The sequence below is a fragment of the Delftia sp. genome (assembly GCF_059499305.1).
Genome location: NZ_JCABYI010000038.1, coordinates 166991 through 181326, shown reverse-complemented (window position 1 = coordinate 181326; position 14336 = coordinate 166991). Strand labels below are relative to the sequence as shown.

The following is a 14336-nucleotide window of genomic DNA, read 5'->3' as shown; positions in this document are numbered from 1 at the left end:
TGACTGGGTCATGACTTTTGCGTGACGGTTTCTGCGCCGTTGCTTGCGCCTGACTTGGCTTGTATGACAGATGTCATGAACAGAGGAATGCATGTCATGAACATGTCACAAATCCGGGGCAGACTGCCCGAATCCCCGGCTAGCGGGGTGACTACCGGGTCCTGCCCAGGCCGGGCCCCTGCATCCATGCCCCAGACATTCACGCCGATTCCCGGTGGCGCCTCTGCCGCACCTGCCGAACCAGAACATGAACAGGGAGCGCGTGCCGTGCCCGCAGGGCCGGCTTCGCTGGGCATGGCCCGCCAGACAGCTCCCATACCCGTCTCTGCACCCCTGAATGTCCCGATGATGCCTCTGGCGAAAAGCCTCTCCACCGCCTTGTCGGAGCTGCGGGGCCAGGCCATTGCGGCTTCTGCCTCTGCTTCTTCTGCAAGGCTTCCCGCCCCCGAATACACTGGACTGCACGCCACAGCCGAAAGCGGTGAAGTGCAAGAGCAGCAGCAACAGTTTCTTGACCGTGACCATTGCATCCTGGCCTTCAATGAGCGCGTGCTGGACTGGGCCGTGCGTGAAGATGTGCCGCTGCTGGAGCGTTTGCGCTATCTGTGCATCGTCTCCTCGAATCTCGACGAATGGTTCGAGGTGCGTTGCGCCCCGCATGTGACGGCCGCCAAGGCCGGCGACGCCAAGGGCCTGTACACCCTGCAGAGCTTCCGCTCGCTGATGGACAAGGCGCATGAGCTGGTATTGCGCCAATACACGCTGTACAACCAGTCACTGATTCCCGCCTTTGCGGGGCAGGGCATACGCGTGGTATCCCATGGCGAGCGCAGCAGCGCCCAGCGCAAATGGGTGCGCGAGTACTTCCTGCGCGAAGTCCAGCCGCTGCTCATGCCCGTGGGCCTGGACCCCTCCCATCCATTCCCCCAGGTGGCCAACAAGGCGCTGAACTTCATCGTGCGCCTCAAAGGTGTCGATGCCTTTGGCCGTGCCAACGAGGTGGCCATCGTCAAGGTGCCGCGTGTCTTGCCGCGCCTGGTGCGCCTGCCCGAGAAGATCGCGGGCAAGCAGCGACTGTTCGTGAGCATCTCCAGCATCGTGCGCGCCCATCTCGTCGAGCTGTTCCCGGGGCGTGAGGTGGCGGAGTTTGCGCAATTCCGTGTCACGCGCCATTCGGACCTGGCTGTGGATGAGGAAGACGTCAGCGACCTGCGCACGGCCCTGCGCCAGGGTCTGCACCATCGCCACTACGGCCAGGCGGTGAGGCTGGAGGTGTCCTTTGCCTGCTCGCCCATGCTGTCCGACCTGCTGCTGGGCCAGTTCGGCCTGCCGACCGAGGCACTGTTCCGCGTCAAGGGGCCCGTGAACCTGGTGCGCCAGTCGCAGCTGGTGGATCTGGTCGATGACCCCGCGCTGCTGTTTCCGCCTTGGCGTCCGGCATGGCCGCGCCAGCTGCAGCCGGGCCGCTCGGTGATGGCCCAGATCCGCAAGCGTGATGTGCTGATCCACCAGCCCTTCGAGAGCTTCGACGGCGTGCTGGAGCTGCTGCGCGAGGCCGTCAACGACCCCGAGGTGCTGGCCATCAAGCAGACCATCTACCGCACGGGATCGGACTCCGAGATCATGCAGTTGCTGGCCGAGGCGGTTCGCCGCGGCAAGGAAGTGCTGGCCGTGCTGGAACTCAAGGCCCGCTTTGACGAAGAGGCCAACATCAACTCCGCCGAAAAGCTGGAGGCCTTGGGCGCCCAGGTGGTCTACGGCGTGCTGGGCCTGAAGACGCACGCCAAGATGCTGCTGATTACCCGGCGCGAAAAGCGCAGCGGCCAGCTCAAGCGCTACGGTCACCTGTCCACCGGCAATTACAACGTGCGCACGGCGCGCCTGTACACGGACATCAGCCAGCTGACCTGCGATGCGCAGATCACGGCCGACATGGATGCCGTGTTCAGCCACCTGTCCAGCCACAACCGCTTGCCCAAGCTGCACCAGCTTGTGATTGCACCGTTCCAGCTGCACGATCGCATGCTGGCGCTGATTGCCCAGGTGGGCGAGGCCGCACAGCGCGGCGAAGAGGCGCGGATTGTGCTGAAGATGAATGCGCTGACTGACGAGTTGCTCATGCAGGCCCTGGTGCGTGCCGGTCAGCAGGGCGCACGCATCGATCTCATCGTGCGCAGCGCCTGCATGCTGCCGCCGCAGCGCAAGGGCTGGACGGACAACATCCGCGTGCGCTCCATCATCGGCCGCTTCCTGGAGCATTCGCGCGTCTTCTACTTCGCCTGGGGCAATCAGCAGGAACTGCTGCTGTCCAGTGCGGACTGGATGAACCGCAACATGATGCGCCGGGTGGAGCTGGCCTGGCCTGTGCGCGATCCGGCGTTGCGCCAGCAGGTGATAGACGAATGTCTTGTCGCCAGCCTGCATGACAACCGCGACGCCTGGACGCTGGAAGCCAATGGCGCCTACCAGCGCGCACCCTATCCGACCACGGGCCTGGGGGCGCAGAACGCCTTGATGGAGCGTTACGGCCCTCGGGCCTGAGCCGCATATCCTGTCAGGGCGCCGCGCGCCTGCCCTGTGCAATCGAAAAAGCCCCGCCAACGCATTGCGCTGGCAGGGCTTTTTGCTTGTCGCTGCGGCAGCCGGAGACGTTCGGCATTCAGTGCAGATGCAACTGCAGCGTCCAAGGCGTCTTCTGCCAGGCCACGGCTTCGGTGCGCAGCAACTGGGCGGACTGGGGGTAGCTCCTGGTCCAGCCTTCCGGTACGGTCAGGTGAAAGACGCTGTCCGAGCGGTGCAGGCGCATGCCCTGCAGATCGGGATCGCGCCGGGCGTGGCACAGCTGCACGGCCAGGCGCAGCGCCAGCAATGGCCAGGCCACGGCCCGGTCCTCGATGGCAGCCTCGAGCTTGCGCAGCTTGCCCTGGTGGCCAAGCACCAGCTGGGTGATGCGTTCGCGCAGCTCCACGGGCCAGGTGGCGGCACTGCAGTGTTCGGTGATGTAGGCGCCGTGGCGGTGGTAGGCGCTCAGAGAGATGCGCATGCCGATCTCATGCAGGCTGGCAGCCGTGTCCAGTGCGTGCGTGGCCAGTGCATCGGGCGGCTGCTGCGCCTGCAGCGATTGCCAGGCCCAGCGTGCCACCTTGCGAACACGCAGTGCGTGGGATGCGTCAATGCCGAAGTCCTGTTGCAGCGCCGCGATCTCGGCGGCTTCGCGGTCGGCAGGCGGCTCGTGTTCCAGCAGATCGTGCAGCACGCCCTGGCGCAGCGCGCCCTGTGCAACCTCCAGTTCGTCGATGCCCAGCAGGCCCAGGGCGGCCATCAGAATGCTCAGGCCGCCGGCGATGACGGCTCGCCGGTCTTCCTTGAGTCCGGCCAGGCGGATGCGGTCCACGTGGCCGGCGTCCATCAACTGCTCATGCAGCCAGCGCAGGCTGTCGGGCGTGATCAGCCGCCCGGAGTAGCCGTTGGCTGCCAGGATGTCGCCCACGGCGTTGGCCGTGCCTGACGATGCATAGGCGCAGTCCCAGGCGGTGGCTGGATAGGCCGATACGGTCTGGGTGAGGGCTGCCTGCGCCGCCTTGATGGCGGCCGAGAAGTGCGCGCGCGACAGCGTGCCCTCGCCAAAGAACTGCGTGCTCCAGGCCACGCTGCCTATGGGGTAGGAGGCCACCTGGCGCGCTTCGCCATGCTGGCCGATGATGACTTCGGTAGAGCGCCCGCCAATGTCCACCACCAGACGCCGTTGAGACGACGGCGGCAGCAGGCTGGAGACGCCGCGATAGATCAGCCGGGCCTCTTCCTCGCCCGAGATGACTTCGATGGGAAAGCCCAGCAGGGTGCTGCCTCGCGCGATGAAGACATCGCGGTTGCGGGCCTCGCGCAGGGTCTGTGTGGCCACGGCGCGGACCTGGTCGGTCGCAAAGCCGGCCAGCCGTTCGCCAAAGCGTGCCAGGCAGTCCCAGCCGCGTTGCATGGCTTCGTCAGTCAGTTCATGGCGCTCGTTGAGTCCATTGCCCTGGCGCACGGTTTCCTTGAGGTATTCCACGCGCTCTATGCGCTGGTGGCTGCCGACGCGGCCTATTTCGAGGCGAAAGCTGTTGGACCCGAGGTCAACGGCAGCGAGCAGGGATTCTGGTGCCATGAAAGAAACGCCAATCAAGATTCGTCGAGCACGATTGCACAGCGATGTCCGAGGGGGCAGGGCTGCACCTGTCTGGTGCCTGCTCGTGCGACACACAAGACTAAGACGGAATTGTGACATCGCGATGACCGGGTTCTTACATGGGAAGTCCTGCTGTTTGTGACGCCTTTTTTCCATGTCACATCAATGTCACAAAGCCTTCTTACAGTCCAGCCATCGCATCTTTCAACCCCTAAGAGGTCTGTACATGAAGTTGTCTGTGATTCACATTCTGGTGGCTGGTGCTCTGTCTGCGGGCGGCGTGGGCCAGGCCCTGGCTCAGCAGGAAGCCACCGGCGCAGGCGCCAGCTTCCCGGCTCCGCTGTACTCCAAGTGGGCTGCGGACTACAACAAGGCCACCGGCGTGAAGATCAACTACCAGTCCGTGGGCTCCAGCGCCGGCATCAAGCAGATCGAAGCCAAGACCGTGGACTTCGGCGCCTCCGACGAGCCGCTCAAGGATGAAGAACTGGCCAAGAAGGGTCTGGTGCAATTTCCCACCGTGATCGGCGGCATCGTGCCCGTGGTCAACATCAAGGGCATCCAGCCCGGCCAGCTCAAGCTGACCGGCCAGGTGCTGGGCGACATCTACCTGGGCAAGATCAGCAAGTGGAATGACGAGGCCATCAAGGCCCTGAACCCGGGCGTGAACCTGCCTGACGCCACCATCGCTCCCGTGCGCCGCGCTGACGGCTCGGGCACCACCTTCGGCTTCACCAACTACTTGTCCAAGGTCAATGCCGAGTGGAAGGAAAAGGTTGGCGAAGGCAAGGCCGTGAACTGGCCCACGGGCGCAGGCGGCAAGGGCAACGAAGGCGTGGCCGCCTTCGTGGGTCGCCTGCCCAACTCCATCGGCTACGTCGAGTACGCCTACGTCAAGCAAAACAAGCTGACCTACACCCAGCTGCAGACCGCAGGCGGCACCTTCGTGTCCCCTGATGACGCCACCTTCAAGGCCGCTGCTGCCGGTGCCGACTGGGCCAAGAGCTTCTACCAGATCCTGACCAACCAGCCTGGCAAGGAGGCATGGCCCATCACCTCGGCCACCTTCATCATCATGCACAAGGCCCAGGACAAGCCTGCACAGGCCGCTGCCTCGCTGAAGTTCTTCGAGTGGGCCTACAAGTCCGGCGACAAGACCGCCACCGACCTGGACTACGTGCCCATGCCTGACGCCGTCAAGAACGTGATCTTCCAATCCTGGGGCCAGATCAAGGACACCTCCGGCACTGCCATTTCCCTGAAGTAAACCCTGAAAAGGGGGCCATGGCGCACCGCCGGCAGGTGCATCATGGCTCCCCTGATCCCTTCACAAACCGCGAATAAAGGCGCCTCACGTGTCCACAACGTCGCCCTCGAACTCGCTGGCCGCCTCTGCACAGGCTTCCCAGCGACGCACACCTTCTCCGCTACGCCCCCCGATGCTGTCGGGGCGCGTAGCGGATCGCTTGTTTGGCGCTCTCGCGCGTCTGGCCGCGCTGCTGACGCTGGGCCTGCTGCTGGCCATCCTGGCCTCGCTACTGGTCGGTGCCTGGCCCGCCATCTATGAATACGGCCTGAGTTTCCTCGGCCGCAGTGTCTGGGACCCCGTTCGCAACGAATTCGGCGGCCTGGTCATGATCTACGGCACGCTGGCCACCTCGGCCATCGCTTTGCTGATTGCGGTGCCCGTGAGCTTCGGCATCGCGCTGTTCCTCACCGAGCTGTCGCCGGCCTGGCTCAAGCGCCCGCTGGGCACGGCCGTGGAGCTGCTGGCCGCCGTGCCTTCCATCGTCTACGGCATGTGGGGCCTGATGGTGTTCGGCCCCGTGCTGTCCACCTATGTGCAGCAGCCCCTGCAAAAGCTGTTCCAGGGCGTTCCCTATCTGGAGGCCTTCGTGTCCGGCCCGCCGGTGGGCATCGGCATCCTGTCGGCCGGCATCATCCTGGCCATCATGATCATTCCCTTCATCGCCTCCGTGATGCGCGATGTGTTCGAGGTCACTCCGGCCCTGCTCAAGGAGTCTGCCTATGGCCTGGGTTCCACGACCTGGGAAGTGGTCTGGAAGGTGGTTCTGCCCTACACCAAGACCGGCGTGCTCGGCGGCGTGATGCTGGGCCTGGGCCGTGCATTGGGCGAGACCATGGCCGTGACCTTCGTGATCGGCAACATGAACCAGCTCAACTCGCTGTCGGTCTTCGAGGCTGCCAACAGCATCACCTCGGCCCTGGCCAACGAGTTCGCCGAAGCGGGCGAGGGCCTGCACCAGGCCTCGCTGATCTATCTGGGTCTGGTGCTGTTCTTCATCACCTTCGTGGTGCTGGCTTGCTCCAAGGTCCTGCTCAACCGCCTGCAAAAGAATGAAGGAGCACGCTCGTGAGCAGCACCTCCACCAAGATGATCAATGCCGCCGAGCTGTCGCGCGTGCGCCAGGCCAAGTATGCCCAGCGCAAGCGTGTGAACCAGGTGGCGCTGACCCTGTCCCTGGCTGCCATGGCCTTCGGCGTGTTCTGGCTGATCTGGATTCTGTGGGAGACCATCACCCTGGGCATCGGCGGCCTGAGCCTGGCACTGTTCAGCGAGATGACGCCTCCGCCCAATGAGGCCGGTGGCATTGCCAACGCCATCTTCGGCTCGCTGATCATGGTGGCGCTGGCCACGTTCGTGGGCACGCCCATCGGCGTGATGGCCGGTGTCTACCTGGCTGAATACGATGCGCGTGGCTGGCTGGCCAATACCACACGCTTCGTCAACGACATCCTGCTGTCGGCGCCGTCCATCGTGATCGGCCTGTTCGTCTACACCGTGGTCGTGGCGCGCTTCAAGAGCTTTTCCGGCTATGCGGGCGTGGTGGCGCTGGCGCTGATCGTGATTCCCGTGGTCATCCGCACCACAGAGAACATGCTGGTGCTGGTGCCTGCCAGCCTGCGCGAAGCCGCCTACGCGCTGGGCACGCCCAAGTGGAAGGTCATCATCATGGTGACGCTGCGTGCAGCGCGCGCCGGCGTGATCACCGGCGTGCTGCTGGCCGTGGCCCGCATTGCCGGCGAGACCGCCCCGCTGCTGTTCACGGCGCTGAACAACCAGTTCTGGAATGCCGACCTGTCCAAGCCCATGGCCAGCCTGCCGGTGACCATCTTCAAGTTCGCGATGAGCCCTTACGAGAATTGGCAGCAACTGGCCTGGGCCGGTGTGTTCCTGATCACCGTGGCGGTGCTCGGTCTCAATATCCTGGCGCGTTTCCTGACACGCCAGAAGTAATGCAGCAACAAGCAATCAACCAGGACAAGGATTCCGCAATGACTGCGACCTCTTCCAGCGCGCTGACCTCTTCCAAGCTGACGGTGCGCGACCTGAACTTCTACTACGGCAAGTTCCACGCCTTGAAGGGCATCAACCTGGACATTCCCGAAAAGAAGGTCACGGCTTTCATCGGCCCGTCGGGCTGCGGCAAGTCCACGCTGCTGCGCACCTTCAACCGCATGTTCGAGCTGTATCCCGAGCAGCGCGCCGAAGGCCAGATCTTGCTGGACGGCGAGAACCTGCTGACCAGCAAGCAGGACGTGGCGCTGATCCGTGCCAAGGTCGGCATGGTGTTCCAGAAGCCCACGCCGTTTCCCATGTCCATCTACGACAACATCGCCTTCGGCGTGAAGCTGTTTGAAAACCTCAGCTCCTCCGACATGGACGACCGTGTGGAATGGGCACTGCGCAAGGCGGCCCTGTGGGGCGAGGTCAAGGACAAGCTGCAGCAAAGCGGCTCGGGCCTGTCCGGCGGCCAGCAGCAGCGCCTGTGCATTGCACGCGGCATTGCCATCAAGCCCGAAGTGCTGCTGCTCGACGAGCCCTGCTCGGCCCTGGACCCGATCTCCACGGCCAAGATCGAGGAGCTGATTGCCGAACTGAAGAACGACTACACCGTCGTCATCGTCACGCACAACATGCAGCAGGCGGCCCGCTGCAGCGACTACACGGCCTACATGTACCTGGGCGACCTGGTGGAATTCGGAGACACCGAGCAGATGTTCTTCAAGCCCCAGCGCAAGGAAACGGAAGACTACATCACCGGCCGCTTCGGCTGAGCAGGAGCCATCGATGACCGAAAAACACCTTTCCAGCCAGTTCGACAGCGAACTCAACCGCGTCTCGGCGCGCGTCATGGAACTCGGCGGTCTGGTCGAGTCCCAGATCCGCCAGGCCGTCTATGCGCTGTCGCGCTTCAGCATCGAGGCCGTGGAGCAGGTCGATGCCGCAGAAAAGCGCGTCAATGCCATGGAAGTGGAGATCGACCACGAACTGTCGTCCATCATTGCCCGGCGCCAGCCCACGGCGCGCGATCTGCGCCTGCTGATCGCCTTCTCCAAGGCCACGGCCAACCTGGAGCGCATGGGCGACGAAGCGCACAAGATGGCGCGCATGGTCAAGTCCATCATCGAAAGCGGCGCCGCACGCTCCCTGCCCACGGGCGACCTGCGCACTGCGGCCGAGATGGCCTCGGGCCTGCTGCGCAAGACGCTGGACGCCTTTGCGCGGCTGGACACCAAGGCGGCCGTGGCCATCCTCAAGGAAGATGACCTGATCGACCAGGAGTTCGACGGCTTCGTGCGCAAGCTCATCACCTACATGATGGAAGACCCGCGCACCATCTCCGCCAGCCTGGACCTGCTGTTCCTGGCCAAGGCCATCGAGCGCATCGGTGACCATTCTAAGAATGTGGCCGAGCTGATCATCTATCTGGTGGAGGGCAAGGATGTCCGCCACCAGACCATGGATGCCATCGAGTCGGCAGTGCTGTAAGTGCCGGAGGCGAACAACGGATGAAGAAGATGCCCATGGTCCTTATCGTCGAGGACGAGCCCGCCATCGCGGAGCTGATCGCTGTCAACCTGCGGCACAACGGCTTCCAGCCGGTCTGGGCCGAGGACGGCGTGACCGCGCAGCGCGAGCTCGATGCCGTGCTGCCCGACGTGATCCTGCTCGACTGGATGCTGCCCGGTGCCAGCGGTCTGGCCCTGGCGCGCAAGTGGCGCGCCGACAGCCGCACCAAGGCCGTGCCCATCCTGATGCTCACGGCGCGCGGCGATGAGCCGGACAAGGTGGCGGGGCTCGATGCGGGTGCCGATGACTACATCACCAAGCCCTTCTCGACCCAGGAGCTGCTGGCGCGCATCCGTGCCGTGCTGCGGCGCCGCGCGCCCGAGCAGATCCAGGACAAGGTCAGCATCGGCGAGCTGGTGCTCGACGCCGCCGCGCACCGCGTGAGCTGGCAGGGCGACATGATCAAGGTGGGCCCCACCGAGTTCAAGCTGCTGCACTATCTGATGAAGCACCCCGAGCGTGTGCACAGCCGTGCCCAGTTGCTGGACAAAGTCTGGGGCGATCACGTCTTCATCGAGGAGCGCACGGTGGACGTCCACGTCAAGCGGCTGCGCGAGGCGCTGGGCATGGCCGGTGCATTGATCGAAACGGTGCGGGGCGCCGGCTACCGGCTCAGCGCGCAGGCGCTGGCCTGAGGCGGTCCTGCGTTCCAATGAATCCACGCATGGCCCCCGCAGGCCATGCCCGGGCGCCGCTGCCCCAGGCAGCGAATACAACGCAAAGAAGGCGCAAGTATGGGTTGGCGAGGTTTTCGCTTGTTGGCGTCCCAGATCGCGGGCGCATTGCTGGGATGGTGGCTGTGGGGCGCCATGGCGGCCTCCAGCCCCGGCATGGCGTCACAGGCCGTGGCGGCCCTGGCGGGTGCGTTGTGCGCGGGCTGGATCTGGTGGCTGGTGGACAGCTGGAACGCCATGCGCCTGCTGTCCTGGCTGCGCCAGTCGGAGCTGCGGGAGGCGCCTGAACTCAGCGGCATCTGGGGAGAAGCCAGCGTGCGCATGCGCCGCTGGCTGCGCCAGAGCGTGCAGCAGGTGCAGCAGGGCGACCAGCGGCTCAATGACATTCTTTCTGCCCTGCAGGCCAGTCCCAACGGCGTGGTCCTGCTGGATGCCGACGGCCGCATCGAATGGTGCAACCAGATCGCGGCGCGCCAGTTCGGCTTCGATGCCGAACGCGACCTGCTGCAAAGCATTGGCAACCTGGTGCGCGACCCCGAGTTCAGCGCCTATTTCGCCACCCAGGATTTCTCGCGCGATCTGGTCATGCAGGGCCGCGAAAGCACGGCCTCGCGCCCCGTCAAGCTGTCGGTGCAACTGTACGGCTATGGCGAAGGGCGCAAGCTGCTGCTGGCGCGCGATGTGACCGCGGTGGAGCAGGCCGAGGCCATGCGCCGTGACTTCGTGGCCAACGTCTCGCATGAAATCCGCACGCCGCTGACCGTGCTCGTGGGCTTTGTCGAGACGCTGCAGAACCTGCCGCTGGAGCCCGAGGAACGCAACCGCTACCTGGGCCTGATGGCCCAGCAGGCCGAGCGCATGCAGCATCTGGTGGAAGACCTGCTGGCGCTGTCGCGCCTGGAGGGCAGTCCGCTGCCCAGCAGCAACGAATGGGTGCCCGTGGCCCAGCTCATGCAGCGCTGCGAAAACGAGGCGCGCGGCCTGTCGTCCATGCTGACGCGCAAGCAATCCCTGCCGCATGCGCTGAGCTTTCCGTCGGCCGAGATGCTGGCGCAGGCCGGCGAGGTGGCCGGCGCCAGCGCCGAACTGCAAAGCGCCTTCTCCAACCTGCTGGCCAACGCCATGCGCTACACACCGGCAGGCGGGCGCATCGACGTCACCTGGGAGACCTTGCCCGATGGGTCGGCACGCTTTGCCGTGCAGGACTCCGGGCCAGGGATCGAGCCCAAGCACCTGGCGCGCCTGACGGAACGCTTTTACCGCGTGGACCGCAGCCGTTCGCGCGATACCGGCGGCACGGGCCTGGGCCTGGCCATCGTCAAGCATGTGCTGCAGCGCCATGGTGCCAAGCTGGGCATCACCAGCGCGCCGGGCCAGGGATCGGAGTTTTCGGTGACCTTTCCGGCCAGCCGGGTACGCATTCCTGCGCCCGAGGCCCGTGACAGCAGCGACAGCCGGGGCAGCCGCGCCGCATAGCGCGCTCTGACGGATGGCCGCTACCCGCTCAGCGGTTTGTGGCCTTGCGTACGACCGCGCTGAACACCACGGCGGTCACCAGCAGCGCACAGGCGCTGCCGGCCCAGAAGGGGGCGGGCGTGCCCGGGTGCAGCCAGGCGGGCAGGACGCTGTCCGTGCCATAGGCCAGCCAGTATCCGCCGGCCAGACCGCCACCCCATAGCAGCAGGCAATAGATGACCAGCGGCGCCACGGTGATGCGGTAGCAGCGCAGCACGAAGATGCAGAAAGTCTGGATGGCGTCCGCCACATGGTAGGCAGCCACCCAGGCCAGCAGGCTGGCGGTGATGGCCACCACCTCGAGGTTGCCGCTGTAGATGCGGGCCAGGCCCTCGCGGGAAAGGAACAGTGCACAGGCCAGCACCAACCCGCCCATTGCCGCCAGTCGCCAGCCCATGGCGACCAGGCGCCGCGCCGTGACCTCGTCGCCGGCGCCGCGCCAGTAGCTGACCCGTGCGCTGGTGGCAATGGCCAGTGACAGAGGCACCATGTAGCACAGCGCCGCAAGGTTGGCGGCGATCTGGTGGCTGGCCGAGGCCAGCGTGCCCTGGCGCGCCACGAACAAGGCCATCAGCGTGAACGATGTCACCTCCACCAGAATCGCCAGTCCCGCAGGAATGCCCAGGCGCGCGAACTGCGCCAGCTGGGGCCAGTCCGGAGGCTCCATGCGCTGCCACAGCGCCAGCGGTGCGTACAGGCGTTGGCTGCGCATCAAAGACAAGGCCAGCGCGACCATGGCGTAGTTCACGATCAGCGTGGCCCAGGCGCAGCCTTCGGCGCCCAAGGCCGGCAGGCCGGCTCCGCCAAAGGCCAGCCAGATGGACAAAGGGATCTTGATCAGCAGCGACACCAGCTGCAGCCAGGTCACCAGCAAGGGGTGGCCCAGCGCCTGGTTGAGCGTGCTGTAGATGCGAAACAGCAGGGCGGCCGGCAGGCTCCAGGCCAGCACCGAGAGATAGGCCCGCACCTGCACCTGCAGCGGCAGCGGAACATCGGCCCAGCGCAGCAGTGCATCGGGAAACAGCAGCACGCCCATGCCCACGGCGCAGGCCGCCAGCAGCATGTACATGGCCTGCCGCAGCGTGCGGCCTATGGCCTGGGGCTGTCCGGCGCCGCGGTGCTCGGCCCACAGCGGCAGCAGGGCCTGGAAGATGCCCATCAGCGAGACGTAGACGCTCACGAAGATGGCCGATCCCACGGACAGCGCCGCCAGCGCCTCCTCTGAATAGCGGCCCGCCACGATGGTGTCGGTCACGCCGAAGGCCATCACGGCCAACTGCCCGGCCAGCACGGTCAGGGCATGCTGGGCAATGGTGCGTCGCTCTGCGCTCAGGGGGGCGTGCGCTGGCAGGTTCATGGCTTGACCTGGACGGGCCTCGCCTCAGGCCTGCGTTTCAAGACCAGAAGGAAGTCCTTGCGGTCGGTGGGGCGTACCACGCGGGCCACGGTCTCCCAGGTGGCCTGCAGACGTGCGCTGTGAGGATCCAGCCAGGTTTCTTCCTCGGCCACCATCCAGTCGCAGCGCGCGGCACCGGCCATGCTCAGGCGCTGGGTATCGATGTCACCGTAGTAGCGCAGCGCGGCAATGTGGGCGCGCGGCAGGCCATAGGTTTGAACGCAGCTGCCGTCCCTGGGCAGTTCGGCCAGTACCAGGCGCATCTGTGGCTCGAAGCTGCGCGCATGGTCCATCAGCGGCAGCCACAGCGTCATCAGCAGCAGCCAGGCCAGCGTGGCGCCACTGGCGGGCAGCACCAGGCTCTTCCAGATGGCCGCACGGTTGCGCGAGGTGCGCCAGGCCACGAGCACACACCAGGCCAGGGTGGCAGCCACCGCCACGGCGAAGGACAGCACCGAGAATTCCGGCGTGAACTGCGGGGCCAGCCTTGCCACATTGGCGGCGGGCTTGGCGGGAATGCCGGTCTGCAGCGAAAGCCAGATCACCCAGATGGCAATGGCCGCGGCGCTGAAGAACAGCAGGGTGAACCAGTCGATCAGGGCGCTGATGCTGCGGCGCAGCGTGGGCAGGGCAAAGGCCGCCAGCGTGGCGATGGCGGGCAGGCCCAGCAGCAGGGCGCGGTCTGCTGGCAGCGTGCTCAACGAAGCGATCACCGGAATGATGGCAAACCACAGCGGCAGCGCCAGATGGGGATAGCGCCGGGGCGTGGCGATCTGGCGACGCCAGACCCACAGCGTCCACAGTGCCAGCGGCCAGGCGGGCCAGCTGAACCACAGCAGCAGCCTGACCAGGCTTTGCCATTCCTTGGCAGTGCCGCTGTCCACCACGCGCCAGGCCCACTGGTCCAGCCACCAGGACAGTGCGGCCGCCAAGATCGTCACCGCCAGCCACAGCACGGTCCACAGGCGTGATGCGCGTGGGGCGGGCGTGGCTTCGTCGCCCCAGGTGCGCGAGAAGAAAGCCATGGCGGTACCGCCCAGGCCGAACAGCGTGGCCACGGTCGGCGCGCCGCTCAGTGCCAGGCCGGGCAGGCCCAGCAGCAATGCCAGCGTGGCCGTGCGGCCGTGGTAGGGCATGGCGGCGGCGGCAAAGAACAGCAGGGCCGTGCAGCCCAGCTGGGTCATGTAGCTGGTGGTTTCGTGGGAGAGCTGGGCCAGTCCCAGGCAGGCCACCAGGGCCAGCAACCCTCCGTCGGCCATGGCGCGCGCATAGTCGGTAGGCTGGGCCTCACCGCCAAAGGCAAAGGCCACGGGGCGTGCGCCCGGTGTGCGCGCCAGGTAGTACACGCCCCACCAGGTGGCCGCCAGCGTGATCACCAGCATGGCGATGAAGGGCAGGCGTGCCGCCATCTCCGGGTGCAGCCAGGAAGGTGCTCCCTGCATGGCCAGCGCACCGAGCCAGTACGAGAGCAGGCCTTCGGATTCGGGCAGCAGCCCCGCCATGCGCGGTGCCAGCCAGGAGGTATGGCCCAGGGCCAGCTCCCGCATGTAGCCGAAGGCCTCCATGTCGGCCATGCGCCAGGGGCTGCGCCCCACATATCCGGGCACGACATAGGCCAGGCACAGCAGCAGCAGCGACCAGCGCGGCAGGCGGCGCACGGCGCTTTGGGCAACGATGGCAGGGGTGGGCTGGTTCACTCACAGGACTTTC

At 65.8% G+C, this 14336-nt stretch carries 11 protein-coding genes; 8 read left to right on the top strand and 3 right to left on the bottom strand.

The window, feature by feature from the left end; translation table 11 throughout:
* The first annotated feature begins 96 nt into the window (after nt 1-96).
* Nucleotides 97-2541: a polyphosphate kinase 1 gene (gene ppk1 / locus AC5I49_RS27580; protein WP_016451339.1), complete on the top strand. Its 2445-nt coding sequence runs from the start codon at nt 97-99 to the stop codon at nt 2539-2541.
* Between the two features lie 118 nt (nt 2542-2659).
* Here ppk1 and AC5I49_RS27575 read toward each other — a convergent pair whose 3' ends face one another.
* Nucleotides 2660-4144 carry a Ppx/GppA phosphatase family protein gene (locus AC5I49_RS27575; RefSeq protein WP_046984522.1) on the bottom strand — a complete coding sequence of 495 codons (1485 nt, stop codon included), beginning with the start codon at nt 4142-4144 and terminating at the stop codon, nt 2660-2662.
* Nucleotides 4145-4391: 247 nt separating this feature from the next.
* On the opposite strand from AC5I49_RS27575, the gene pstS reads away from it, so the two are divergent.
* The 7 genes from pstS to phoR all read left to right on the top strand — a co-directional run bounded on the left by pstS (nt 4392) and on the right by phoR (nt 11191).
* Entirely contained in the window at nt 4392-5432 is a 1041-nt protein-coding gene (gene pstS, locus AC5I49_RS27570) for a phosphate ABC transporter substrate-binding protein PstS (RefSeq protein WP_016447462.1), read from the top strand.
* Nucleotides 5433-5604: 172 nt separating this feature from the next.
* Entirely contained in the window at nt 5605-6543 is a 939-nt protein-coding gene (gene pstC / locus AC5I49_RS27565) for a phosphate ABC transporter permease subunit PstC (RefSeq protein WP_016447461.1), read from the top strand.
* Nucleotides 6544-6560: 17 nt separating this feature from the next.
* Entirely contained in the window at nt 6561-7424 is an 864-nt protein-coding gene (gene pstA, locus AC5I49_RS27560) for a phosphate ABC transporter permease PstA (RefSeq protein ID WP_034347746.1), read from the top strand.
* A gap of 38 nt (nt 7425-7462) precedes the next feature.
* Entirely contained in the window at nt 7463-8245 is a 783-nt protein-coding gene (gene pstB / locus AC5I49_RS27555) for a phosphate ABC transporter ATP-binding protein PstB (RefSeq protein ID WP_016447459.1), read from the top strand.
* Nucleotides 8246-8258: 13 nt separating this feature from the next.
* Complete coding sequence (gene phoU / locus AC5I49_RS27550; protein ID WP_016447458.1) at nt 8259-8960, top strand: phosphate signaling complex protein PhoU; 702 nt, start codon at nt 8259-8261, stop codon at nt 8958-8960.
* Between the two features lie 20 nt (nt 8961-8980).
* Nucleotides 8981-9676, top strand: a complete 696-nt coding sequence (gene phoB, locus AC5I49_RS27545) for a phosphate regulon transcriptional regulator PhoB (protein WP_016447457.1) — start codon at nt 8981-8983, stop codon at nt 9674-9676.
* 120 nt (nt 9677-9796) lie between these two features.
* Nucleotides 9797-11191, top strand: a complete 1395-nt coding sequence (gene phoR / locus AC5I49_RS27540) for a phosphate regulon sensor histidine kinase PhoR (protein WP_016447456.1) — start codon at nt 9797-9799, stop codon at nt 11189-11191.
* A gap of 28 nt (nt 11192-11219) precedes the next feature.
* Here phoR and AC5I49_RS27535 read toward each other — a convergent pair whose 3' ends face one another.
* Nucleotides 11220-12587, bottom strand: a complete 1368-nt coding sequence (locus AC5I49_RS27535) for an MATE family efflux transporter (RefSeq protein ID WP_495790173.1) — start codon at nt 12585-12587, stop codon at nt 11220-11222.
* Nucleotides 12584-14323 (bottom strand): glycosyltransferase family protein, encoded by a 1740-nt coding sequence (locus AC5I49_RS27530; RefSeq protein WP_203400583.1) that lies wholly within the window; start codon nt 14321-14323, stop codon nt 12584-12586. Before AC5I49_RS27530 ends, AC5I49_RS27535 begins: the two co-directional genes overlap by 4 nt.
* Between the last annotated feature and the right edge of the window lie 13 nt (nt 14324-14336).